The organism is Petrotoga mexicana DSM 14811 (assembly GCF_002895565.1).
Lineage (GTDB): Bacteria > Thermotogota > Thermotogae > Petrotogales > Petrotogaceae > Petrotoga > Petrotoga mexicana.
Genome location: NZ_AZRN01000001.1, coordinates 31143 through 55408, shown reverse-complemented (window position 1 = coordinate 55408; position 24266 = coordinate 31143). Strand labels below are relative to the sequence as shown.

Below are 24266 nucleotides of genomic sequence, written 5' to 3'. Positions count from 1 at the left end.
CCTTCGCCCCGCTCCCCACCCTTCTTTAGAAAGGGACCTGAGGTCCCTAACCCAGTGGGGGGTGGACGGCTCCGCCCTGTGACCCTTTTAAAATCAAAATCTTGTTTCTAAAACGTGCGTTAAAGACCCTTCGCCCTGCTCCCACTCTTTTAAAATTATCCATTTATTTCTAAATTTTTTACCTTTTCAATAGTTTCTTTTATTGATCTAATATCTTTTTTACCTGGATACAATTCAACTTTACTGTTTAGATCAACAGCATTGGGTTTGATTGTTTTTATAGCTTCAACTACGTTTTCTGGGCTCAAACCACCGGCTAAGATGAAAGGTTTTTTTATATTTGCTTCTTTTAAAATCTCCCAATTGAAAGTATGTCCTGTACCACCTATCTTTTCACCAATTTTTGTATCAAATAAGAAGTAATCCACAAAATCATTGTACTTGGATATTTCTTCCAAAGAACTCTTATTTTCAATTTTAATAGCTTTTATTGTTTTTAACTTGCAATTTTTAATTATATTTGCATCTTCTGATCCGTGAAATTGAACGTAATCAAATACTTTACTTCTTTCAATTTTTTCTATTTCTTCTTTATTAGGATTGACTACTACAGCTACTCTGCTTACAAAGGGAGGTAACTCTTTAGATATTTCAAGAATCTTTGATAATTCAACTTTTCTCGGGCTTTCGGCTAAAATGAAACCTAAAGCATCTACCCCAGCTTTGGATATGTTAATGGCGTCTTCAATGTTTGTGATTCCACAAACTTTTATCCTGATCACTGCAAATTACTCCTTTTTTCTGGAAATAGTTCCCCAATCTTCGAAACCGGATCGTTTTCTTTCATTAGAGTTTCTCCTATTAATACCCCATCTACTTCTAAACTTCTAAGGTAATCGATGTCACTTTTTTCTTTAATCCCACTTTCTGAAATAACATAAAAATCCTTACGTTTATCTAATTTTTCAAGTTCTTCAAGTAGTTTTTCAGTGTTTCGTAGGCTAACAGAAAAATCATTTAAATCCCTATTATTTATTCCCAATATTTCAGTTTCGGTATCTAAAACCTTTATTAATTCTTGGCGGTTATGAACTTCGACTATGGCTTCTAAACCTATATCTTTTGATATCTTAAGAAAATCAGAGATCTCTTTTTTTGTTAGTATTGAAGCTATGAGTAAAATAACGTTGGCTCCCAGAAATAATGACTGGTAAATCTGTATGGGATCGATTATGAAATCTTTTCTTAAAATAGGAAGATTTGTTTTGGCTCTTAATTCTTTTAAAATTTTTGTACTACCTTGAAAATATTTTTCATCAGTTAGAATAGAAATAGCATCTGCACCAGCTTTTATATATAACTCTAACTGCCTTTGTGGGTCAAAATTCGTTGAAATGATTCCTTTACTTGGTGAGGCCTTTTTAATTTCCGCTATTAAAGTTAATTTTCCTTTTTGGAAGGAGTCTTTTAGGGAGATTTTCTTTTCTTTTAGCTTTGCTACTTCTTCCTTTTTTGTTTCTACTATTTTTTCTAAATACATCTTTTCCTCCTTTATCTCAATTTTTCACTATTTTAGCGCCCCTTCGCCCCGCAGCCCGCCCTTTAAGGAAGGGACCTGCTGGTCCCTTAACCCAACTTGTCTACCATTATGGAAGGGACCTGCGGTCCCTAGCTCAGTGGAGGTGGAGGGCTCCGCCCTGTGACCCTTTAAAAAAAAGATTTTTTGTGAACTACTGTTTAATATATGTTTGTGCCCCTTTGTTTATTTCACTGCCCTTTTATTCTAGGGAAATTTAGGAAGTTTTTGCTTGTAAAGATAGAAAGTTAGTAAACTCTACCATCTCTTCCAATTTTTTCATTGCTTTTCCACTATCAATTATCTCTTGTGCATAAATAATGCCTTCTTCTAAACTGTTGACTTTGTTTGCCACATATAACCCGGCTGCCGAATTCAAAACGACCACATCCCTTTTGGGACCCATTTCACCGTTAAATATGTTTAATATTATTCTTCTATTTTCTTCTGCGCTTCCGCCTTGGATATCTTGTATACTGCATTTTTTCAGCCCTAAATCTTCCGGGGATATTTCTAACTTTTCTATCTTACCTTCATTTAAAAACGCCACTTTATTCTTTCCTGACAGAGAAAATTCATCTATGCCTTCCGAACCATGAACAACCATCGCTCTTTTAACTCCCAAGTTATTCAAAACCTCTGCTATGGGGTAAACTAAGTTTGGATCGTATATACCCATTAATTGATATTTTACATTTGCAGGATTCGTTAAAGGTCCTAATACGTTAAAAATGGTTCTTATTCCTAATTCTTTTCTTGGTACAGCAGCATGTTTAGTAGCTTTATGAAAATCTTGAGCAAAAAGAAAGGCTATATTTATCTCTTTCAAACATCTTTCAACTGAAGAAGGGGGTAATGATATATTGACTCCAAGAGATTCTAAAACATCAGCACTCCCACTTTTACTTGATACAGATCTGTTACCGTGTTTTGCAACAGCCACTCCAGCTGCTGCCAAGATAAAGGCTACAGCGGTAGAAATGTTGAAGGTCCCCTTAGCATCTCCACCTGTTCCACATGTATCCATAAGTTCGTCGCTTTCAATACTTATTGGTGTTGCTTTTTCTTTCATAACTTTTGCACTTGCTGTGATTTCTTCCACCGTTTCTCCTTTCATATGCAGAGCAACTAAAAAACCAGAAAGTTGACTGTGAGTTACTTTACCTTCCATAATCATCTCCATAGCCTGTTCCATCTCGTCCAAACTCAAATTTTCACCTTTTACAACTTTTTGAAGATAGTAATTAAACATAGCTGACACCCCTTTCAACTTTAATATTTATAAAATTCTCTATTAATCTCGGTCCCACTGTTGTTAAGATAGATTCTGGATGGAATTGTACCCCATATATTTGGTAACTAATGTGCCTTAAGGCCATGATCTCTCCGTCTTGTGTAGAGGCGGTTATTTTTAATTCTTTCGGGAACATCTCGTTTGACACGATAAGTGAATGGTATCTGGTAGCTTCAAAGGGGCTATCTATACCTTGAAATATATCCTTTTTTTCTTTGATATATATCTTAGAAGTCTTTCCATGGAATATCTCTTTTGCTCTGACAACCTTTCCATTGAAAGCCTCGGCAATACACTGATGGCCTAAACAGATTCCAAGAATTGGAATTATTCCTTTGAAGTGTTTAATCATTTCAATGGAAATCCCAGCATCTTTGGGAACACCTGGACCCGGAGAAATTATTATGTGAGAAGGCTTGAGCATTTCAATATCTTTTACAGATACTTTGTCGTTTCTATAGACCAAAACATCATCGAACTCACACGCTGTTTGATAGATGTTGTAGGTGAATGAGTCGTAATTGTCTATCAAAAGAATCATCTCAACAATCCCCCTTTTCTAAAGATTTGAACATTGCCATTGCCTTGTTGACTGTTTCATAATACTCATTTTCAGCGATGGAATAAGACACTATACCAGCACCAGCTTGTATCCTTACTTCATTTTCTTTGCACACCATCGTCCTGATTGCGATACTTGTATCTAAATTTCCCTTTGTATCAATGTATCCAACAACGCCGGCATAGATTTCTCTTGGTTCGTCTTCCAATTCATCAATTATTTCAATTGCCCTAATCTTTGGTGCTCCTGATACAGTCCCCGCTGGGAACAAAGATTTCAATACATCAAGTGAGTTTAAATAATCCTTTTTTAAACCTTCAACTTGCGAATAGATGTGCATCACATGTGAATATTTTTCAATTCCAAAAAATTTTGTAACCTTAACACTTCCTTCTTTACATACCCTGCCTAAATCGTTCCTTGCAAGATCGACCAGCATTATGTGTTCTGCTCTTTCTTTCTCATCACTTAAGAGTTCTTTTTCTATGGCTTCATCTGCTTGGGGAGTTTCCCCTCTCTTTCTTGTACCAGCAAGGGGCCTGGTGATTACTCTTTGCCCTTCAACTTTTACGAGCATTTCTGGAGAAGAGCCAATAATGGTTGCTTCTGGAAAATTAAGATAAAACATGTAAGGTGAAGGGTTTATCTTTCTTAGATTTTCATATATTTCAAAAGGATGTTGCGTTATTTTGCAAGAAAACCTTTGAGATAAGACGATTTGAAAAGCCTCACCAGCGTTTATATAATTTTTTGTTTTTTCTACTTTTTCGACGAATTCTTCTTTACTTGTGTGGTGTTTGATCTTCAATTTGACTTGATCGTTGTTTTTTTCTCCTTCCTTTTGAGTAGAAGTTTTTTCTAAATCTTTTAATATCTGATGATTTTCATGTTTAGCCAAAGAAATTCGACTTTCTATATCTTCCTCTGATCCACTATCAACAACATTTACCAAATACCCCACTTTTTCACTTTGATCTAATATCAACGAGATTCTTGGAAACACTAAGATAGATAGTGGTAAATCTCCATGTTTGAGATCTTTATCCATTTCATTATGGTATATATCTTCCCAAATGGAAATAATTTCATAACCGAAGTATCCGACAAAACTTGCAAATAAATCTGGGATATTTAGAATACTTTCATACTGAATACTTTCTAACTGTTCCTTTAAAAAAGATATGTAATCTGTACTTTCATCAAAAAAAGTTTTACCTTTTTCAAAAAAAATAAGTTTCGTCTTTTTCTTGGCGATATAATTTAATTTCACGACTTTTAATGGAGTGATTCCTATTAAGGAATACTTTTTTTCGTTGATCGAAAGATTTTCTAATATAAACGAATATGGATTATTTAAAGCAATTTTTTTATAAATTACCGTCGGATCAGGATTTTCTAGGCTTATTTTTTCTACAATTGGTAAAATTGATTGATTTATTACAGACTTTTTTGTAAACATATTCCCCTCCTTCTCGGCTTTAAATTTTTTGCTAAGTTTGTGCTTTTTAAAAAAATAAAAGGAGGTCCTTTTATCCCTTTTTTAATAGGAAAAAGACCTCCTAAATTAAAAAAGGGCATCCCTCAAGGGATGCCCTTTGATTACTTTCTAGGCAGATTTACACTGGCATCCCTATCCGAGATGCCACCACCAATTAATTATATTTATTGTATTGTTTTTTAACTTGGGTGTTTTTAAAAAAAGATTTTCTTGATCAAACATGCTATTACCCCATTAATATCAGATTAATTTTAGTATAACATATTTTTCTAACCTTGTCAAGTGAGGAGTGGCTGTATAATAAAAATGGTTGATGAGATACTTGACAAAGGATTTGCCTCCTAGCATTCTTACAATAACTTTTTTAGTTCTTCTAATGTAATACTTAGAATATTTTTCTTTATTTGATTTATGGTTTCTTCATTTGCTTTTCTAATCTTTTCTTCTAATCTTTTATCAAAATCTTCTTCAAACCTTTGGTTTAGAATTTCTATGATTAATTCTCTTTCTCCTTCAAGTTTCCCTTCAACTTTACCTTCTAATTTAGCTTTTTCTCTGTCTCTTTTTACTATCTCTTCTAATGTGTCAAACATTTTTGGCACCTCCATTTCTTTTAGCTCTTGGTAACCGGTTTGTTAGATCCATTGGCGATGCCTATTTATAGTATGTCTGATCTTTTTATGGAGAAGTCTTTGCCTATTAGTTCAGTTTGTTCACGTTTTAAATCTGTCTCTTTTATTTGTTTTGTGATTTCTTTTGGTAGAAAGGCTTTTAGGAAGTCATAGAATACGGTTCTGTCTTCAAATAATTCTTTGAATATGGAGTCTTTTTAATTATATCATATCTTTTTGAAGGTGAGCTATCTTATCATATATCTCTTGTATAATGAGTTTTATAGCGCCCTTCCTCCGCTGCCCACCCGTGTGGAAGAGGGACCTGCGGTCCCTTTAACCCTGTTTTTCACACATAAGGAAAAGGATCTTTGTTAGTGTCCTTCCCCCACTGCCCACCCATAAGGAAAAGGATCTTTGTTAGTGCCCCTTTGCCTCGCAGCTCACCACACAATTGGCACTTATGCTTCACAACCGAAGTTTTATCCCTTCGGGCATGTTCTATGATTAATCGATTTTGGAATATTTTTATAAATAAAAATTTCATTAAAAAGTCGATTTTTTATGATATATTGGTATAATATACAATAAAGCTGATTAAATATAATTAAGCTCAATGGAGGGAATAAAATAGTGAAGTTTAAAATAGTAGTTGACAGTTGTTGTGATTTAACAAAAGAAATTAAAGAAAGATTTGATATATCGACAGTTCCATTATTTATTGATGTTGGTGATCAGCATTTTATAGATGATGAGAATCTAGACCGTGAAAAACTACTGGAGGCGATGAGAAACTCTACCGAAGTTCCTAAAACCGCCAGTCCAGGTCCTAAGCCATTTCTAAATTTATACGAGAAATATGAAAATACCTTTGTAGTTACCTTATCTAAGGAGCTAAGTTCGAGTTATCAGAATGCGGTTCTCGCTAAGAATATTTTATTGGAAGAAGCTAAAGACAAATTCGTGAAAGTATTCAATTCTTTTAGCGCTTCTGTCGGTGAAACAATGATTGCTTACAAAATTGGTGAATTAATTGAAGCAAAACTCGGTAGGGAAGAAATAATAAAAAAAGCAGAAAAATATATAGAAGAGATGCAGACCTTATTTGTGCTTGATTCGCTAGATAACCTTATCAAAGCAGGACGTATGGGAAAATTGAAAGGTCAGTTTGCCTCTTTTTTGAATATAAAACCTATTCTGGCAGGTACTAAAGAAGGTACTATAACTTTATTGGATAAAGCACGAGGAAGCAAAAATGCGATTAAAAAGCTAGTTGATAAAATAGGAGAAGTGGGGAATAATTTGAAAGATAAAGTTTTAGGAATTGCTCATTGTAATGCTCTCGAGAGAGCCGAGTATATTAAAAAAGAGGCAGCTAATAGATATAATTTTAGAGACATAATTATTGTGGAAACTGCAGGGATAAGTACCGTTTATGCCAATGAAGGTGGAGTTATACTTGCTTTTTAAAGTGCATTAAATATTGGAAAATCCCCGTTACTACAGACGGGGATTATATATAGTTTTTTGCATTTATCTTTGTTTTATACAGCAAGAACCAATGCGTGCGAAACTTTCTTTCGGTTCTAGATAAGAGATTCTTGATTATGAACTATAAGGGTTTTTCTTCGGCATAAAAGGCTGCAGATGCTGCTCCTAAAATGCCTGCATCTTCCACTAAAGATGATTGTTCTATGGTGTAAGTATCGGCGAAACTGCTCATAACATATTTTTTCGTCATTTCTCTTAATGGGACAAAAAGAGCATCACCTGCTCTGCTTAATCCTCCGCCGATTATAATTTTTTCAGGATTAAAGGCATGAACATAACCTCCAATAGCCCGTGCAAGTGCATCAATGGCAAAATTACACACTACACTGGCAAGAGGATCATTTTTTTCATAAGCTTGAAAAACGTGCTTTGATTCAATCTTTTCCTTTTTCCCGGCTAATTTTAAAACGAGGCTGTCTGGGTACCTATCTATCAAATTCTTGGCTTCTAATGCTATATATTTTGCAGAAGAAGTAGCTTCAACACATCCTCTATTACCACATCCGCATTGTGGACCATTTGGTACAACCACAACATGACCCAATTCTGGGGCAAGACCATCTTTACCTGTTAAAAATATGTTGTTACAAACTACACCTGAACCTATGCCTGTTCCTATGGTTAAAGCAATGAAATCGTGCAACCCCTTTGCTTTCCCGAAATACCATTCTCCAAGTGCGAAGGCATTGGCATCGTTTTCTAAAAAGACGTCAACATTTATATTTTCTTTTATCAAGCGAACTAATTCAAAATTTCGCCAGTTTGGAAAGTTTGGTGAAAATCTCACAATTCCATTTTTTCTATCTATAGAACCTGGTGAACCTATTCCAATTGCTGAAAATTCAGTGTTTTCCGTTAAATCTTTCACTGTTTTTGTTATATTAGCTATTACCTGGGCATTTCCCTTTTCAACTTCTGTAGGCCTAGAAATCTTTTTAATTATTCCCTTTTTTTCATCGACTAACCCAGCTTTTATCTCAGTGCCTCCCAAATCGATCCCTACTACTAACATTGCCATCACTCCTTGAAGTGTATTTGCTGTCTTCTGTAATATTTGTTTCTATGATATTTGCTCCCCTTCGCCCAGCAGCGTACCCTTTTTAGGAAGGGACCTGCGGTCCCCTTAGACTCTGGTGGGGGAGGGCTCCGCCCTGTGACCCCTTTTAAAACATTTTTTTGTAAGCTGCGCTTATACTTTGTTAGCGCCCTTTCACCCCGCTCCCCACCCGTGAGGAGAAGGGCCTTTATTAGCTCCCCTTTGCTACGTTCCCCACCCGTGAGGAAAAGGGTCTTTATTAGCACTCCATCAGCCAGCAGCGTACCCTTTTTAGGAAGGGAGCTGCGGTCCCTTAGACTCTGGTGGGGGAGGGCTCCGCCCTGTGACCCCACCGTGCGCACAATTCTGCCAAAAATATATTATAATAAGTTTATCAATCTATTATATCAAAAGTTAAATTAATTATTTAAAAAAAAGATGAAGTTCTACTAAATCTATTTTTTAAAATACAAAAAATAATAAAGGGTGAAGAAAATGGTTTATGCGATTATAGTAGCAGCTGGAGAAGGGAAAAGAGCGGGGTTTGAAATTCCAAAACAATTTGTAAAATTAAATAACAAAACAATATTGAGAATATCAGCTGAAAAATTCCAGCAGTCAAAATTAATAGATAAGTTTCTCGTGGTATCTCATAGAAACTACGTGGATTTAACAGAAAAAGAAGTTAAAATCTTCTCAAAATTTGAGAATGTGGTAATTGGCGGTAGCAGCAGACAAGAAAGCGTTTATAACGCCCTGTTGTATTTGAGTAAAAAAGATAATAAGCCTGATTTAGTTTGCATTCACGATGCCGTAAGACCTTTCGTTGATATTAAAAAAATAGATGAAAGCATCTACGAAGCAAAAGACATAGGAGGGGCTGTTTTGGCAGAAATGGCAGAAAACACGGTTTCTCAAGTCAATAACGGTCGGATTTTAAAAACTTTAGAAAGATCCCAGATTTATCTGCATCATACCCCTCAAACTTTCGATTTTGCCAAATTACTTAAAGCTTATCAAAATGTGGAAAAGATCTTATCTTCTTTCACAGATGACGCATCTATATTTATTCATGCTGGTTATGAAACATCGATTGTGGAAGATCATAAAAATAACATCAAACTAACGAAAAAAAAGGATTTTGAACTAGCCAGATGTTTTTTTGAATTGAATCCTTAATCTAAAAATGTTTCAAAAACCTTTATCCCAACATCTATTACCTCATCGGGAGGCAAAAATTCAGGGTTATGAAGACCGTGGTGTTCGCCTTTGGAACTCCCTAACCAACACATTAGTGCGGGATATTTTCTTGATATAAAGCCAAAATCCTCACCCGTCATTTTTAAGCCACAGTCAATAAAATTAAAGGTTTTTGAGAGTTTAGGAATAAATTTGTCGTATAGCAAAGAATCGTTAACGACTTCCGAATAGAAAGACCCTTTGCTTAACGAATAATCAACCCCTGTCATGGTCTTTATCCCTGACAGTATATTTTTCATATCTTCGAAATATTTTAGGCTATTTTCGGAATTAACACCTCTGATACTTCCTTCAACATGGGAGTTCCCTGGTAGAATGTTGATCGCGCTACCTGCACTTACTTTACCAACGCCGATTACAAAAGGTTCCATGGGATTTTTTGGAAGTTTATCAAGCACATCTAAAAATATGCGAAGGGCGTTTAATGCATTTTTAGATTGATGGGGAAAGGCAAGATGTGAAGAAACACCTTCAAAATCCACAAAGAACTCAAGGGCTGAAGCAAAAAGCGTACCACGCGTTGAAGCGATGGTCCCCAGGGGGAAGTCATCGTTGACGTGTAGGGCGAAAGCCGCTTTTATATTGAATTTATCCAATATTCCACTTTCGATGACCTTTTGGGCTCCACCCTTTGATTCTTCTGCAGGTTGAAATAAAAATATTATATTTTTTTTTACTTTATTTTTTATTACGTTGATAAAAAAACCATACAAAATAGCAGTATGAACGTCATGACCACATGCGTGCATGTATTCTTTTTTTGATTTGAAATCAACGTCGGTCTTTTCTTTTATATTTAAAGCATCGATATCTGCCCTAAAAAGAAGGTACTCATCGCCACTGTCGCCATTATACTCAACAATAAGCCCTGTTTTTAGAGGTCTATATACGTTAATATCAACATTGTAAAAGGAAGCGGCTTCTTTTATGGTTCTTTCCAATAATTCTGTAGTTTGATACTCTTCAAGAGATAATTCTGGATTCTCATGTATTTTATGTCTCAATTCGTACGGTGAAAGGATCATTTTAAAACCTTCTCTAATTTTGTCAACATCTTTTCGATATCGTTATATTCAATATTTAAAGGAGGCAGTAGACGAATCACACTATTATGGAGTACATTCAACAAAAGGCCCTCTTGTAGACCTTTTTCCCTCATTTGAGGGTCCTCTTCTTTTAACTCTATGCCAATCATCAAACCTTTGCCTCGAACTTCTTTTACTTTTTCAAAATTTTTCTCTCTTAAATATTGCATTATGTAATTTCCTTTTTCTTCAACATCTTTCAGAAGAGAAGGAATGTTTTCCACAACGAACCTAGCTCCCGCAAGGGCTACAGGATTTGGAGCAAAAGTTGAGCCGTGTTCTCCTTTTTCAAAAGCCTGAGATAGATTTTCAAGAAATATCGCCCCCCCCAAAGGTATGCCACCGCCTATGGATTTCCCAATGGTTATAATATTAGGAGACAGCCCAAAATGCTGATATGAAAAAATTTTTCCCGTTCGCCCAAGCCCGGCTTGAACCTCATCGCAGACTAAAATAAAATTATATTTCTTTTTTAAGTCCTCTATCAGAGATGCAAATTCTGGTTTGATTGATACTATTCCGCCTGATCCCAGAATCGGTTCTACAAAAACAGCCAACGTTTCTTCTCCAAATAGATCGAAGTATCTACTTAAATCCTCAACATCGTTATACTTCAGTTCTATAGTGTTGGGAAGCAAGGGTTCAAAGGGTTTTCTTAGATCTTTAAAACCGTTTATAGAAAGTGCACCTAAAGTTCTACCGTGAAAACCATTCTCGAAAAAAACGATCTTATTCCTTCTATCTGTTGCTCTTTTTTTAATAGCTTTTAAAGCAGCCTCTGTTGCCTCTGCTCCAGAATTACTGAAGTAAACTGTACCATTCTTCCCCGTGAAATTAACTAGTTTTTCTGATACGAAAATGGCATCTTCATCGAGAAAAAAATTAGAGGTGTGCATATATCTATCCATCTTTTCCTTCAAAGCTTGTAACAAAGATGGGTGAGAATGTCCAAAACTCATTACTCCTATTCCAGCAAATGTGTCCATAAACGCCTTCCCAGTTTTATCGTAAATGTAACAACCTTCCGCTCTATCAATTTTTATTGGAAACGGATTGTAGACTTTTAGTAGGCTCATAAATCAAACTCCTTTGCTAAACTTTCAACAGCTTTTTGTTTATACTCTTTTGGAATCAAACATGAAATTTTTATTTCCGAAGTAGTCACCAAAAAAATAGGGATATCTTCAATAGCCTTAAAAAACCGGGAAGCCACCCCTCTTGCCTTTTTCATACCTATTCCAACTACTGAGATTTTAACTAAATCATTTTTAAAATCGATAAAATTCTCTTGATAATTTTTAATGGATTCATTTAAAAGTTCTCTAAAATTATCGATTACACTGTCTACGATGCTGAAAGAGATATCAACTTTTTCATTATTTTTTATAACGGATATCATATCAATGTTTAAGTTTTTGTTGGCGGCGATTTCAAAAATTTTATTAATAAAAAAATGGCCCGTTGGAAGATTAAAAATAGTGACTTGAATTTGATTTTCATCCACACTTAAACCGGTTACAACAGGTTCTTCTATATATTCGTTGTAATTATCGACCACGTAACTTCCCTCCTCATCTGAAAAAGACGATGCACAGTATAACTCCACATTAAACTTTTTAGCGATTTCTACCGACCTTGGGTGCAATACTTTCGCTCCTAAAGCCGCCATTTCTAGCATTTCATCGTAAGTAACGTACTTTAATTTTTTTGCTTGGGGATAAATCTTTGGATCAACGGTATAAATACCGGCAAAATTACTGTAAATTTCACATTTAACGTTTAGAGAAGCGGCTAGAGCCACCGCGGAAGTATCAGAACCCCCTCTTCCCAAGGTTGTTAAATCTCCTTCTTCTGTAACACCTTGAAATCCTGTAATAACTAAAACATCGTTGTTTGTAAGGTTTTTGTGGATTGTATCTTTGTTTATTGCTTTGATCTGAGCCTCATTGTAGTCAGAAGTAGTTAATAATCTTAATTGAAAGGCATTCATGGATTTTGATTTGATACCTCTATCGTTCAACATCATCGATAACAGCGAAGCACTGATCTGTTCTCCTGTAGCTAAAAGCATATCCAATTCTCGTGGCTCAGGATTTTTAACTGTTTCTTTAGCTAATGATATCAATCTATTTGTGGTCTCTCCTCTTGCAGAAACCACAACTAATACTTTAAACCCTTCTTCTACTTTGTTACATATTCTCTTGGCAACATTGTTCAACCTTTCAGAATCTGCAAGAGAACTTCCTCCATACTTTTGAACTATCAATTTCATAAGTAATCCACCCCGGTAAATTTATATAAATAAATTATTTCAAATTTCTAAGTCCTTCTACAAGTTGCGTTTTGGCTTTTGTTTTATCGTCAACCTTCTTAATGAATTTCGCAGGGACTCCGGCTATCACAGAGTAAGGTTCGACATCAGAAATTACAACAGAACCTGCACCGATTATTGATCCCTGACCTACTTTGACCCCTTCTAATACCACTGCGTTAGCTCCAATGAGAACATTATCCTCAATCACCACTGGTTGAGCACTCGGTGGTTCTATTACTCCTGCTATAACTGCTCCTGCACCAATATGGCAATTTTTACCTATTTGAGCCCTTCCTCCTATAACAACATTCATATCTATCATGGTGTTTTCTTTAATACAAGCTCCTATATTGATGACGGCACCCATCATAATAACACAACCGTCGCCTATCTCCACAAGATCCCTTATTATAGCACCTGGTTCTATTCTCGCGTTGTATTTAGATAAATCTGCCAAAGGTATAGCTGAATTCTTTCTATCTCTTTCTATTCTGTAATTAATTATAGAATCTTTATTATTCTCATAAATTGTTTTGAAATCTTCTTCTTCGCAAAACAAGATTCCGAATTCGTTGTTACCGTAAAATTCTACATTGGAAAAATCTATTTCTTTGAGGTTACCTTTAATATAGATCTTTAAAGGATTCTTTTTCTTTGAGTTTGCTATTAAATTTATTATTTCTTCGGTGTTCATGATGACCTCCTATTAACTGTTTTAGCGCCCTTTCACCCCGTTCCCCACCCATTTTAAGGAAGGGACCTGCGGTCCCTTAGACCCTAGTGGGGGAGGGCTCCGCCCTGTGACCCTTTTAAAACAATTTTTTGTAAGCTATGCTTAGACTTTGTTAGCACCCTTCCACCCCGCTCCCCACCCGTTTTATGGAAGGGACCTACGGTCCCTTAGACCCTGCGGGGGAAGGGCTCCGCCCTGTGACCCTTTTAAAACTATTTTTTGTAAGCTATGCTTAGACTTTGTTAGCGCCCTTTCACCCCGCTCCCCACCCGTTTTATGGAAGGGACCTGCGGTCCCTTAGACCCTAGTGGGGGAGGGCTCCGCCCTGTGACCTGATCCGCTTAAATTACATCTGTAAAGGTAAAATACCCATTCTTTTTATTGGTTACAAACTCTGCGGACTTAAGGACCCCTTCCGCGAAAGCTCTTCTTGATAAAGCCCTATGAGAAATACTGAGAACTTCGCCCAAGTTCGCCATGTACAATACATGATCCCCTGCTACATTTCCCAATCTTAATGAGCTTATAGGTACATCTTTATCCAAGCTTTCTTTTATCATCTTGGCTGTTCCAGAAGGCTTATCTTTTTTAAATCTATGATGTGTTTCAACTATCTCAATATCCCACCCGTCGATTTTATCTTTCAAAAAGTCCACCATCTTTAGAAACAATTGTATGCCGATCGAAAAGTTGTAGCTTTGAACTACAGGTACATCTTTAGCTAAAGCCTTTAAAGCTTCAATCTGTTCATCTTGAAGCCCTGTTGTTCCAATGATCAATGGAACGTTAAATTTTTTCACGTAATCTTCAGTTTTTTCAAAAACTTCGGGAAGTGAAAAATCGATAATAATTTGGGGGGTTTCTTGAAAATACTCACCATCTTTATCGTATCCCCAGACAAATTCATGATTCTTTTCCTCAAAGAGGTCTTTTATTTCTTTTCCCATTCGTCCTTTGTATCCGACTATGCCTATCTTCATAGTAAATTCAACCTTTCCATCTCTTCTTTTAGAAGTTTCTCTGTTTCTTGACTTGCTTTCACCAACGGTAATCTCACGACATTTTCGCATAAACCTAACAAAGAAACGGCGTATTTGACAGGAATGGGGTTGACCTCTTTGAATAAAAGTTTGTTGAGTTTCATAAATTGATTGTTTAATTTTCTTGCCTTTTCTAAATCGTTGTTAAGAATGCTATGAGTCAATTCAACGAAAGGTTTTGGGGCAACATTAGACGTAACCGAGATAAGTCCATCTCCTCCTAAGCTCATTATAGGAAGCACTTGATCATCGTTTCCGGAAAATACCTTTAGAGAATCTGGCTTTATTGAAAATAATTCTACAATTTGAGATATATTACTACTTGCTTCTTTTACTCCAATAACGTTTTTACAGTTTTCGTGGATAGAAACGGCTGTTTCTGGATTTATATTCATGCCAGTTCTCGAAGGAACGTTGTACATTATTATTGGTAAAGTTGTTCTTTCAGAGATGTACTTAAAATACTCTATCAATCCTTTTTGCGTGCTCTTATTGTAGTAAGGGGTGACGATTAATAAACCATCTGCACCAGCACTTTCAGCCAATTTATTGTTTTTCAAAACGTGATTCACGTTGTTTGTCCCCGTTCCCACAATAACGGGAACCTTTTTATTGACAATTTCTACTACGGTATTGACTATTTTTTCTCTTTCTTCCTCTTCAATAGCAGGTGCTTCTCCAGTAGTTCCTAAAACTATTAAACTGTCAACACCATTATCAAGCTGATATTTAACAAAAGTTTTTAATGAATTATAATCGACGTTTGTTTCCTTGTCGAAAGGTGTGATAATAGCTGTTCCAACACCAGTAAACATTTGGGATTCCTCCTTTAAAGTTTTATATCTCTGTTTATAGCGCCCTTTCACCCCGCTCCCCACCCGTTTTATGGAAGGGACCTGCGGTCCCTTAGACCCTGGTGGGGGAGGGCTCCGCCCTGTGACCCTTTTAAAACATTTTTTTGTAAGTTGCGCTTAGATTTTGATAGCGCCCTTTCACCCCGCTTCCCACCCGTTTTAAGGAAGGGATCTGTGTCCCTTAGACCCTGGTGGGGGAGGGCTTCGCCCTGTGACCCTTTTAAAACATTTTTTTGTAAGCTGTGCTTAGTCTTTGTTAGCGCCCCTTCTCCCCGCTTCCCACCCGTTTTAAGGAAGGGACCTGCGGTCCCTTAGACCCTGGTGGGAGAGGGCTCCGCCCTGTGACCTTTTTAAAACTATTTTTGTAAGCTGGGCTTATACTTTGTTAGCGCCCTTTCACCCCGCGGCCCGCTCGTTTTTAAGGAAGGGACCTGCGGCCCCCTTAACCAGGCTTGTCTACCATTATGGAAGGGACCTGAGGTTCTTAAAATCTACTCCCCCCCATAAGGAAATGCAGCCTATCTTACTTAGAAATTTAAAGTAGCAAAGTAATCATCCAACGTTTCGGCTCTTCTTATCATTTTGAATTCTCTATCTTTGGTGAACAAATACTCAGCAGATCTTAATTTTCCATTATAATTATATCCCATGGAGTATCCATGTGCGCCAACATCATGAAAAACTAAGACGTCTCCTCGTTCCAATTTTGGTAATAATCGATCTGTTGCGAGTTTGTCGTTATTTTCGCATAACGATCCCACTACATCGTACAACTCTGTTTTTTCATCAGAATTTTTATTTAATACCGTTATATGATGATAAGCCTTGTACATAGCGGGTCTCAGTAAATTTGCAGAGTTAGCGTCAATTCCCGCATATTTTTTGTAAGAATTTTTTATATGCAAGACTTTTGTAATGAGGTAACCATTAGGACCCGTGATGTATCTTCCATGCTCCATATATATTTTTGGAGGTTTTAGTCCATTTTCCAGTAAAATATCCTCATACATTTTTTTTATTTGACGTGATATGTAGTATATATCAAGTTCCTTTTCTTCAGGTTTATAAGGTATACCAAAACCGCCACCGAGATTAATGAATTCAAAATCTATCCTTAATTTTTTATTCACTTCCACAGCGGTTTCAAAAAGAAATTGGGCGACTTTTATGATATTTTGAGGGTTCAATTCGTTTGAGATCAACATCGCATGCAGTCCGAATCTTTTAACCCCATAATCTTTAAGTCTCGCGAAACCATTTATAAGATCCCTTTTTGGTACTCCAAATTTTGATTCCTTTAAATTCCCTATTATCTCGTTCCCAAAATTCCCGCCTGGATTGTATCTGATGGACATCATGTCAGGTAACGCATGCTTTTCTTTCAATAAATCAATGTGACTTACATCGTCAAGATTCAAAATGGCGTTTAAAGATAAAGCCTTTTCATACTCTTGCAATGGGGTATCGTTGGATGTAAAGAGAATATCACTATTCACGAACCCGCTTTTTTCTGCTGCCACCAGTTCTGCCATTGAGCTACAATCTACTCCACAACCTTCTTCTTTTGTGATCTTTAATATGTTGGGATTGGGGGTTGCCTTCACAGCAAAAAACTCTTTGAAATCAACCCAAGAAAAAGCATCTTTTAATGTTCTTATTCTATTTCTTATACCTTCTTCATCGTAGAGATAAAAAGGTGTTTGTACTCTCTTTAATAAAGTATTTAACTCTTTCTCTGAAAAGGGAAGTTCTTTTTTCAATCCCTGCACCTCAGTTCAATTCCCTGTGTTTTTGAAGTATTCTAATTGCATTGGTAGCAGCACCAACTCTTATATTATCCGCTATAACCCATATCAAAAAGGTTTTTTCTTCGATCTTTCTTATTCTAGAGACAAATGTAATATCACTTCCCGCAATTTCTACGGGGGTGATTTTTTCCTCGTTGTACTCGACGTTTGGAGTTGATTCAACCAATTTTATAATCTCATCAACAGAAGAATCCAGCTTTGTTCTGAAGAAAATCGATTCAGAATGTCCGTAGAGTACAGGCACTCTAACTGTTGTCGGAAATATTTTAATTTCTTCATCAGAAAAAATTTTTCTAGGTTCGTTTATCATCTTTTCTTCTTCAAAAGTAAAGCCGTTCTCCTTTTTTTCGCCTATCAATGGTATAACGTTGTTCTTTATGATCCTTGGAAAATGATTCACTTCGTTTATCCCTTTTTCTTGGTTTAAAAGTTCAGTTATGCCCTTGTTTCCAGCGCCAGATACTGCCTGATATGTAGAGACAACTATCTCTTTTAAACCTAGCTCACGATGGATGCCGTTAAGGGCCAAAACCATTTGAATGGTTGAACAGTTAGGGTTTGCAATTATTCCTTTATAATTTTTCAACAACTCTGCATTAATTTCTGGAACAACAAGTGGAATCGTTTCGTCCATCCTAAATTGTGAAGAATTGTCTATTACAACATTTCCGGATTTTTGTGCTATGGGAGCGAATCTTTTTGACACCGAGGCGCCTGCCGAGAAAAAAAGGTAATCAAACTTCTCTTTCATATTCTCTTCTTGCAGCTTTTCCACGGTATATCTTTTAGAACCGACCTCGATCTCTTGCCCTTGAGACCTTTCCGATGCAAACAAACGCAATTCGGAAATTTCGTTTATTAGTTTGTATTCTTCAAATAACTTTAAAAATGTTCTTCCTACCTCACCGGTAGCTCCTACAACTCCAACTTTCAAAAAAAGCACCTCCAAAAAATCGAAGACCTCTCACAGTGGAGAGGTCTTAATAATAAGAAAATATTTTTTTCTCATTTTCAGCGGCTCTCCACGTTCTTCACGTGACAGTTATGTAGGTATTCCCCACATACCCAGAAGTCAGAAGATGAGGGCTTTCTTCTTACTTCTTCGGCAACCTCGCCTTTCGCTTCTTCTAAAATACCCTCTACAAATAGAAGAAGTTACTATTCTCGGTTGCGCCTCCGCTTTAAATAATTAACTTTGTTATAAGATAACATATTCAAATAACACAAAGAATAACAAAAAGTTACTTTTTGATTATTGTTGAAATTATTGTTTTAGTTTATTCCAAGTATACTATCTATTTTGTTTTTATCAAAACCGATTATATAATGATTTCCAATTTGAATTACCGGTGTCCCCATTTGATGAGTTCTTCGAACTAATTCTTCTGCCGCTTTTGGATCTTTTGAAACATCAACTTCTTTAAATTTTATTCCTAAACCTCTAAAATACGATTTGGCTTTTCTGCACCAAGGACAACTTGGAGTTGTATAAACCTTTATCTTTACATGTTGCATGTTATTCTTCCACCTCCTATACCCTATATAGGTATTTTTTATTATAATAACAGAATTTTATAATATTTCTTTTAAGAAGAAGTAAATATAATTTTGTAAAATAGAGATGTATAAATATCAATTTCACGTTTAAAACACGAGGTGATGAACAACGGACTATATTTTTAATTATCCTAAAACCCCAATAAATTACAAAGTAAGAGATGAAAACGATTATTCTGTTTATACTTTCGACACGGTATATACTGACCCTATCTACAAAGAGAACGAAACTCAGGTCATTCATATGTTTAAACCAGAACAAAAAGTTAAAGGGGATATAGTCTTTCTGCACGGTATTGGACCCAACAACGTTCCATACCTTGAATGGTACGGAAGGTATTTTAAGAAATTTGGATACAGAACAAGTGTTGTGATCCTTCCTTACCATCTAAGTAGAAAACCAAATGATATAGAAGATGGTGACCCTTATTATTCACCCGAGCCAAAGGAATGTACCATACTTTTTCACAATTCTGTAAAAGACGTTCGAAGGACAATAGATTTGCTTGAAACCTTCGATGATTTTTCCGAAAATCATTTGTACTTAATGGGGGTATCTTTTGGAGGAATCATTGGTACTATGACTCTAGCTCTCGATAAGAGGATTAAAAAAGGCATCTTGATGATCACAGGTGGGAATTGGAGATGGATAAACTTTTACTCACCATATACGGAAAAAGTCAGGGAAAGATACGCAAAAGAAAAAAATTCATTTGGGTGTGATTCCGAGGAGTTTTGTAAAAAATTTAGAAGTGATGCGGCAAACTTTGTAAAAAATAATATCAATTCTATAGATGATATATTCCAAAAAACACCTATCACTTGTTATCATTACGACTCTCTGAGTTATGCTAAGTTCGTTAATCAACCTGTCCTTTTTATAAAAGCTCTTTTCGATAAGATCATGCCACATAAAGCCACAAATAATCTTCAACACTTATTACCAAATAAAAAAGTGAAAAGTTTATTGGCAGGACATAAATCAAGTTATATATTCAAAAGAATTGTGGGGCGTTGGGTGATTAATTTTATAGAAAAAGACCAACCCCAAGAGATATGGGAGAAAAGTAATAAAAGAGAAGAAGTTTTAGAATCAAACCGTTAGATCCAATGTTAATCCTAAAATAAACTCCAAATCTAAAGAAGAGCTATTACTTTTATAAATTTCTAAAGATTGAAGGGTGCTGAGTAACTTTTTAATTTTTTCTGGATCCGTTTCTGTTCTTAATTCATTCGTTATTTTTTGAATTTCTTTTTCGATCTTTTGCTTTATATCTTTTGTTTCGTCGGTGTGTTTCTCTGTATTTTGCAATTCATAAGCGGGATCTTGTGGAGTACTTTTGCTTATTTCTTTTCTATACAAAATAACAGCTTTGGATTGTCCTCCAACAGCGGCTAAAAAACCTCCTCTTCTTTTAAGATTAAGGTCGATGTCTGTATATATAACAATTCCACCTTTTTTCAGAGCCTGAGATTTAAATTGGTTTATATTCCCCAACTCATGGGCCGCCACCCTAAGTATACTCAAAGAGGCAGGAGAACTATTAGACAACCCTGGTTCACCTGGGTCTAATTTATAGCCCAAGTATGGGTTAAAATTCTCTGGCTTGATGGAGTTAATCATAAAATTCACCTTTCTCTTGGAGGGATAGAGACGAATAAAGGATCTTACATTTTACTGATTGAGATAAAAAAAGATTGTATAGTAAACTTACATCACAAAGAGATAAAGATCAATAAAGGTTTGTATGCCTATATAGGTTCCGCTATGAAAAACCTCTACCAAAGAGTGGGTAGACATATGACTTTCAAGGAGAAGGCATATCAAAAACACTGGCATATAGATGGTATTTTAGAGAACAAAGCAAACAAAATAATATTTATCGCTATGCTACCTTCACACAAACGCCTTGAAGAAGATATCTCCAAAGAATTTGCCCAGAAATTTCAGTTTATTGAAGGTTTTGGTGCATCTGATTTAACTGTAAAATCAAATCTTTATCTCATTGATAATATCGACTATTTTTTTGAAATTATTAAAAACTTTATTCTCTAAGGATAGTCTTAATCGTCATTCTTATTCTTACTTCATCTATTATATCGAAAACAATATCAATTTTACCTTTTTCCGAGTTGTTTTTTAAATTTTGATAATTTCCTTCTATTTGCATTTCATCTATTTCGATATTGGGTGTAGACATACTCAAGTTAACGATTTGTTTGCCTTTACTGAAGTTTTTCACACTGATCAAAAGGTCTACTATTCGGGAATTTGCCGATTTAACTTCAACATCAGACAATTTTTCTATTTTATATTGTACATCCCAACTCTCACCTAAGTTTATCTTGAACGTGTCTCCAACGGGAGTATCATTAATGTACGCTAACTTTATTGGAAAACTTTCACTATCGAATTCCTCATGGATCCAAACCTTTCCCGAAGGTAACTCTATTCCTAAACCATTGTATTTCGTGTTTTCTACGTGTCTGATTATCTCGGTTTTTGTATAATTTGTTATATTGGTGTACAAAGAAAAATTAATTACGTTTCTGTCTTCATATGACAATATATCGTTTTGGGATATCCTAACGTTCATTAAACTATTTTGAAAATTGACTCTTCCAAGATTCATTGTATAAGTTTGACTTAGAATTGCTTCTTGTGCAACTATTTCAAAATCATCTTCACTTGCCATACGTGTGTTACTCAATAACTTTGTACTCTCTAAGTAATCGCGAGGAGACAAGTTAAGATATTCGTTGACTAAGTATAGATTGGTTTGCCCAACAGGAACACCGTTGATTTGAACGTTTTTGCTGAAAGTTCCGTCATTTTTCATTTCATAGATAATTTCCCATGACCCCTCTCCCTTTAAAGCAATTACGGCGTTCTTAGGGTTTTTCAATAAAATTTGAGTAGGGGGTTGAATCTTATCTTTATTCTTTTCATCAGTAACGCACCAACGATTTAATTGAGGATTGAAAAATAGAATTTCATTTGTTCCAACAATCTTGTAAATGTCCTCATCTATAGCTTCGATAGATTTTTGAGTGTAATCTTCCAATGAAGTGATCTTAAAAGGGAAATGTTGATACACCTTTTTGAGTTCCCAAGAATCCACTCCACTGATCCAAAGCACGTCAAAACCCTCAGGAACAAAGAATGAGGTTTCGTTAGAAACTGTATAGAACAGTTGAACATCTTTAAAGATAAAGGTATAATTCTCAGAAAGAACCGTTATACTTAAAAAAACGATGAGCATAAAAAATACATACATTTTCTTCATGAAATTCATCTCCTTTTGATTTACTAAAAGGACCTGCGGTCCTAGCCCAGTAAGGGGAGAGCTCCGCCCTGTGATCCTTTTTTAAAAGCAGAATTTTCTTTATAAAACTATCTATATCTATAGCGCCCTTCCCCCGCTCCCCACCCATAAGGATAAAGGAGCCCTTACCTCTTCGCTCCGCATCCCGCCTTTTTTTATTGAATATGATATTTTTCAACTAGATCATCGAGTATCTCTCTAGCAATAGGTGCTGCACCAGTGGATCCCATCCCTCCATTTTCTATAATGACCACAATCGAGTACTGTGGGTTATTTGCTGGTAAAAAACCAGCGAACCATGAATGAGCAGGTTTTCCACCTCCTACTTCTGCGGTACCTGTCTTTCCAGCGACCGTTATTGGGAAATCGCTAAACGATTGATAAGCAGTACCTTCTTCACCAGGTGGTCCACTGAATGAGGTTACTTCTACCATACCTTGGTAAATGTATTTCAGATATTCTTCGTTCATTTCGTAAGAATCTCTAAGTAAAGGCACATTTTGATTTATGATATTTCCAAAAGCATCTTCTTCCTTTTTAAATAAGCTGAATTGATAATATTCACCTTGTGTAGCAAGAATATTATATATTCTTAGAATTTGAAGGGGAGTCATTGTGACGTAACCTTGACCTATATACGTTAATAATGTTTCTCCTGGATACCATATGGTATCAAATTTATCATATTTCCATTCTGGATCTGGAAAAATCCCAACTTTTTCATTTGGTATTTCTATACCTGTTTTAGAAGTAATATCAAATCTATCCGCAACACTATTCAAGTAGTCTATCCCCAACTTTTCTCCAAGCCAATAATAATAAGAGTTAACCGATGCCCTCAGGGATTTTACCAAATCGGTTTCACCATGTCCCAATGTATACCAATCGTAATAAGATGCGATAATGTTACCTTGAGAGTTTTTTAAATCGTATCTTCCAGTCGAATTTATGGTTGCTTGTGGAGAGATACCACCTTCAAGGGCAGCATATGCAACAAAAGGTTTTATAATAGACCCGGGTGGGTACAATGCAGATGTAGCTCTATTTAACAAAGGCATATTATTATCATTCAAAATTCTTTGAAACTCTAAATTACTCATTCCTTGAGCAAACAAATTAGGATCTACGGAAGGATAACTAACAAATACTAATATTTCTCCGGTTTTTGGTTCTGAGATTATCACCGAACCATTGTAGTTATTTTCTTTTAAATAATTGTATGCCTTTATCTGTAAATCTAAATCTAATGTCAAATAAATATTGTTTCCATTAATAGAATGTGCGTTGGCTATAGTAGGTGAAACGGATTCATTTGTTGCAATATTGATCATTTTGTACCCTGGCTGACCCTGTAATTTTTTATCAAACACCAATTCCAATCCTGACCTTGGAGTACCTTCATTGTCAACATAACCTAAGACATGGTATAAAGATTCGTGGGCATACTTTCTTATATATCTTTCTTCAACTTGTAGATTTTTGTCAATATTTGCTATCTTTTGAGCTGTCACTGAATTTATTTCTAAATTCACTCTTTTTTGAAAATTTAATTTATCTATTACGGTATACGGATTATCTACCACACCTTTTAGAACTTGGTACAATTCAGCTTCTGTTTCTTCACTCAACGTTCCTCCTAAATTCGTTAAATTATATATCCTTTGGTTCCATGCCAACAAATTCCCATTTCTATCGTATATATTTCCTCTTTTAGGAGAATCTTTTACAATTCTTGTTGATAACTCTTGAACTTCCATCGTGTATTTATTCCAGTTTAAAATCTGCAATTGAAATGATCTAGCAAAAAGTAATGCAATACCCAAAAAAAATAAAGAAAACAGTATTTTAGCTCTTTTTTCTTTCATCCAAAACCAGCCTCATGTTCATAAAATATAATACAAAGATGATTATCATGTCTAAGAAAAAAGGATAAAGAGAAGAAGTAATGACACTCATATACAATGACAAAACACCCGTGTATATCAATGCTTTAATTAAAGTCATTTCCAACTGATGTAAGAAAAAGTTGATGAGAAGGAATATAGCGAAAAATATTATCGCGAGGAATCCCAATTCAAACCTTGAATTGAAATAAAAAATAGTATATATAAATACGAAAAAAAGAAGTCTATGGTCATCTTTTTCAAGATTTGACACATAT

The 24266-nt window shown here is 35.5% G+C and carries 24 protein-coding genes and 1 riboswitch; of the genes, 4 read left to right on the top strand and 20 right to left on the bottom strand.

Annotation, left to right across the window (positions count from 1 at the left end; translation table 11 throughout):
• Positions 1–155: 155 nt before the first annotated feature.
• From X927_RS00295 to X927_RS10445, 7 genes are all read right to left on the bottom strand, one after another.
• Positions 156–782 carry a phosphoribosylanthranilate isomerase gene (locus tag X927_RS00295; protein WP_103076131.1) on the bottom strand — a complete coding sequence of 209 codons (627 nt, stop codon included), beginning with the start codon at positions 780–782 and terminating at the stop codon, positions 156–158.
• Positions 779–1540: an indole-3-glycerol phosphate synthase TrpC gene (gene trpC, locus X927_RS00290; protein WP_103076130.1), complete on the bottom strand. Its 762-nt coding sequence runs from the start codon at positions 1538–1540 to the stop codon at positions 779–781. Before trpC ends, X927_RS00295 begins: the two co-directional genes overlap by 4 nt.
• Positions 1541–1793: 253 nt before the next feature.
• Positions 1794–2828, bottom strand: a complete 1035-nt coding sequence (gene trpD / locus X927_RS00285) for an anthranilate phosphoribosyltransferase (RefSeq protein ID WP_103076129.1) — start codon at positions 2826–2828, stop codon at positions 1794–1796.
• Positions 2821–3411, bottom strand: coding sequence for an anthranilate synthase component II (locus X927_RS00280; RefSeq protein WP_211287782.1), 591 nt, complete (start codon positions 3409–3411; stop codon positions 2821–2823). Before X927_RS00280 ends, trpD begins: the two co-directional genes overlap by 8 nt.
• A gap of 1 nt (position 3412) precedes the next feature.
• Positions 3413–4891, bottom strand: coding sequence for an anthranilate synthase component I family protein (locus X927_RS00275; protein WP_103076127.1), 1479 nt, complete (start codon positions 4889–4891; stop codon positions 3413–3415).
• Between the two features lie 389 nt (positions 4892–5280).
• A complete protein-coding gene (locus X927_RS00270) occupies positions 5281–5523 on the bottom strand; it encodes a hypothetical protein (protein ID WP_103076126.1) in 243 nt (80 codons plus the stop codon).
• Between the two features lie 65 nt (positions 5524–5588).
• On the bottom strand, positions 5589–5750 hold the full coding sequence (locus tag X927_RS10445; protein ID WP_146026555.1) for an Rpn family recombination-promoting nuclease/putative transposase: 162 nt from the start codon (positions 5748–5750) through the stop codon (positions 5589–5591).
• A 424-nt stretch (positions 5751–6174) separates the two neighbouring features.
• On the opposite strand from X927_RS10445, the gene X927_RS00265 reads away from it, so the two are divergent.
• Positions 6175–7011, top strand: coding sequence for a DegV family protein (locus X927_RS00265; RefSeq protein ID WP_103076125.1), 837 nt, complete (start codon positions 6175–6177; stop codon positions 7009–7011).
• 142 nt (positions 7012–7153) lie between these two features.
• Here X927_RS00265 and X927_RS00260 read toward each other — a convergent pair whose 3' ends face one another.
• On the bottom strand, positions 7154–8104 hold the full coding sequence (locus X927_RS00260) for an ROK family protein (protein WP_103076124.1): 951 nt from the start codon (positions 8102–8104) through the stop codon (positions 7154–7156).
• A gap of 519 nt (positions 8105–8623) precedes the next feature.
• Between X927_RS00260 and ispD the strand changes: the two genes are divergently transcribed.
• Positions 8624–9307: a 2-C-methyl-D-erythritol 4-phosphate cytidylyltransferase gene (ispD, locus tag X927_RS00250; RefSeq protein WP_103076122.1), complete on the top strand. Its 684-nt coding sequence runs from the start codon at positions 8624–8626 to the stop codon at positions 9305–9307.
• Here the strand turns inward: ispD and X927_RS00245 are convergent.
• The 9 genes from X927_RS00245 to X927_RS00205 form a co-directional block, all read right to left on the bottom strand.
• Positions 9304–10413 (bottom strand): amidohydrolase, encoded by a 1110-nt coding sequence (locus X927_RS00245; RefSeq protein WP_103076121.1) that lies wholly within the window; start codon positions 10411–10413, stop codon positions 9304–9306. The genes ispD and X927_RS00245 overlap by 4 nt on opposite strands.
• Positions 10410–11549 (bottom strand): aspartate aminotransferase family protein, encoded by a 1140-nt coding sequence (locus X927_RS00240; RefSeq protein ID WP_103076120.1) that lies wholly within the window; start codon positions 11547–11549, stop codon positions 10410–10412. The genes X927_RS00245 and X927_RS00240 overlap by 4 nt, the downstream gene beginning before the upstream one ends.
• Positions 11546–12745 (bottom strand): aspartate kinase, encoded by a 1200-nt coding sequence (locus X927_RS00235; RefSeq protein WP_103076119.1) that lies wholly within the window; start codon positions 12743–12745, stop codon positions 11546–11548. Before X927_RS00235 ends, X927_RS00240 begins: the two co-directional genes overlap by 4 nt.
• A gap of 34 nt (positions 12746–12779) precedes the next feature.
• Positions 12780–13481 carry a 2,3,4,5-tetrahydropyridine-2,6-dicarboxylate N-acetyltransferase gene (gene dapD, locus X927_RS00230; protein ID WP_103076118.1) on the bottom strand — a complete coding sequence of 234 codons (702 nt, stop codon included), beginning with the start codon at positions 13479–13481 and terminating at the stop codon, positions 12780–12782.
• A gap of 380 nt (positions 13482–13861) precedes the next feature.
• Positions 13862–14500, bottom strand: a complete 639-nt coding sequence (locus X927_RS00225) for a 4-hydroxy-tetrahydrodipicolinate reductase (RefSeq protein ID WP_103076117.1) — start codon at positions 14498–14500, stop codon at positions 13862–13864.
• Positions 14497–15375, bottom strand: a complete 879-nt coding sequence (dapA, locus tag X927_RS00220; RefSeq protein WP_103076116.1) for a 4-hydroxy-tetrahydrodipicolinate synthase — start codon at positions 15373–15375, stop codon at positions 14497–14499. Before dapA ends, X927_RS00225 begins: the two co-directional genes overlap by 4 nt.
• A 566-nt stretch (positions 15376–15941) precedes the next feature.
• Complete coding sequence (gene lysA, locus X927_RS00215; protein WP_103076115.1) at positions 15942–17183, bottom strand: diaminopimelate decarboxylase; 1242 nt, start codon at positions 17181–17183, stop codon at positions 15942–15944.
• Position 17184: 1 nt separating this feature from the next.
• Positions 17185–18156 (bottom strand): aspartate-semialdehyde dehydrogenase, encoded by a 972-nt coding sequence (locus X927_RS00210; RefSeq protein ID WP_103076114.1) that lies wholly within the window; start codon positions 18154–18156, stop codon positions 17185–17187.
• A 73-nt stretch (positions 18157–18229) separates the two neighbouring features.
• A riboswitch (Lysine riboswitch) is annotated at positions 18230–18409 on the bottom strand.
• Between the two features lie 85 nt (positions 18410–18494).
• The gene (locus tag X927_RS00205; RefSeq protein ID WP_103076113.1) at positions 18495–18737 is read right to left on the bottom strand and encodes a glutaredoxin family protein; all 243 of its coding nucleotides are present in this window, start codon (positions 18735–18737) and stop codon (positions 18495–18497) included.
• A gap of 286 nt (positions 18738–19023) precedes the next feature.
• Between X927_RS00205 and X927_RS00200 the strand changes: the two genes are divergently transcribed.
• Positions 19024–19884 (top strand): alpha/beta fold hydrolase, encoded by an 861-nt coding sequence (locus tag X927_RS00200; protein WP_103076112.1) that lies wholly within the window; start codon positions 19024–19026, stop codon positions 19882–19884.
• Here the strand turns inward: X927_RS00200 and X927_RS00195 are convergent.
• Positions 19873–20403: a hypothetical protein gene (locus X927_RS00195; protein WP_103076111.1), complete on the bottom strand. Its 531-nt coding sequence runs from the start codon at positions 20401–20403 to the stop codon at positions 19873–19875. The two genes, X927_RS00200 and X927_RS00195, sit on opposite strands and share 12 nt — an antisense overlap.
• Here X927_RS00195 and X927_RS00190 point away from each other — a divergent pair.
• Entirely contained in the window at positions 20356–20835 is a 480-nt protein-coding gene (locus X927_RS00190; protein ID WP_342750005.1) for a GIY-YIG nuclease family protein, read from the top strand. The genes X927_RS00195 and X927_RS00190 overlap by 48 nt on opposite strands.
• Here the strand turns inward: X927_RS00190 and X927_RS00185 are convergent.
• Positions 20825–22066 carry a hypothetical protein gene (locus X927_RS00185; RefSeq protein ID WP_103076109.1) on the bottom strand — a complete coding sequence of 414 codons (1242 nt, stop codon included), beginning with the start codon at positions 22064–22066 and terminating at the stop codon, positions 20825–20827. The two genes, X927_RS00190 and X927_RS00185, sit on opposite strands and share 11 nt — an antisense overlap.
• Before the next feature lie 194 nt (positions 22067–22260).
• Positions 22261–23970: a penicillin-binding transpeptidase domain-containing protein gene (locus tag X927_RS00175; protein WP_103076107.1), complete on the bottom strand. Its 1710-nt coding sequence runs from the start codon at positions 23968–23970 to the stop codon at positions 22261–22263.
• Positions 23971–24266: the final 296 nt, after the last annotated feature.

Excerpts from the sequence above, each read along its gene's own strand:
- trpC (WP_103076130.1), bottom strand. The coding sequence starts at position 1,540 with ATGTATTTAGAAAAAATAGTAGAAACAAAAAAGGAAGAAGTAGCAAAG.
- trpD (WP_103076129.1), bottom strand. The coding sequence starts at position 2,828 with ATGTTTAATTACTATCTTCAAAAAGTTGTAAAAGGTGAAAATTTGAGT.
- X927_RS00280 (WP_211287782.1), bottom strand. The coding sequence starts at position 3,411 with ATGATTCTTTTGATAGACAATTACGACTCATTCACCTACAACATCTAT.
- X927_RS00275 (WP_103076127.1), bottom strand. The coding sequence starts at position 4,891 with ATGTTTACAAAAAAGTCTGTAATAAATCAATCAATTTTACCAATTGTA.
- X927_RS00270 (WP_103076126.1), bottom strand. The coding sequence starts at position 5,523 with ATGTTTGACACATTAGAAGAGATAGTAAAAAGAGACAGAGAAAAAGCT.
- X927_RS00260 (WP_103076124.1), bottom strand. The coding sequence starts at position 8,104 with ATGTTAGTAGTAGGGATCGATTTGGGAGGCACTGAGATAAAAGCTGGG.
- ispD (WP_103076122.1), top strand. The coding sequence starts at position 8,624 with ATGGTTTATGCGATTATAGTAGCAGCTGGAGAAGGGAAAAGAGCGGGG.
- X927_RS00245 (WP_103076121.1), bottom strand. The coding sequence starts at position 10,413 with ATGATCCTTTCACCGTACGAATTGAGACATAAAATACATGAGAATCCA.
- X927_RS00240 (WP_103076120.1), bottom strand. The coding sequence starts at position 11,549 with ATGAGCCTACTAAAAGTCTACAATCCGTTTCCAATAAAAATTGATAGA.
- X927_RS00235 (WP_103076119.1), bottom strand. The coding sequence starts at position 12,745 with ATGAAATTGATAGTTCAAAAGTATGGAGGAAGTTCTCTTGCAGATTCT.
- dapD (WP_103076118.1), bottom strand. The coding sequence starts at position 13,481 with ATGAACACCGAAGAAATAATAAATTTAATAGCAAACTCAAAGAAAAAG.
- X927_RS00225 (WP_103076117.1), bottom strand. The coding sequence starts at position 14,500 with ATGAAGATAGGCATAGTCGGATACAAAGGACGAATGGGAAAAGAAATA.
- dapA (WP_103076116.1), bottom strand. The coding sequence starts at position 15,375 with ATGTTTACTGGTGTTGGAACAGCTATTATCACACCTTTCGACAAGGAA.
- X927_RS00205 (WP_103076113.1), bottom strand. The coding sequence starts at position 18,737 with ATGCAACATGTAAAGATAAAGGTTTATACAACTCCAAGTTGTCCTTGG.
- X927_RS00200 (WP_103076112.1), top strand. The coding sequence starts at position 19,024 with ATGTTTAAACCAGAACAAAAAGTTAAAGGGGATATAGTCTTTCTGCAC.
- X927_RS00195 (WP_103076111.1), bottom strand. The coding sequence starts at position 20,403 with ATGATTAACTCCATCAAGCCAGAGAATTTTAACCCATACTTGGGCTAT.
- X927_RS00185 (WP_103076109.1), bottom strand. The coding sequence starts at position 22,066 with ATGAAGAAAATGTATGTATTTTTTATGCTCATCGTTTTTTTAAGTATA.
- X927_RS00175 (WP_103076107.1), bottom strand. The coding sequence starts at position 23,970 with ATGAAAGAAAAAAGAGCTAAAATACTGTTTTCTTTATTTTTTTTGGGT.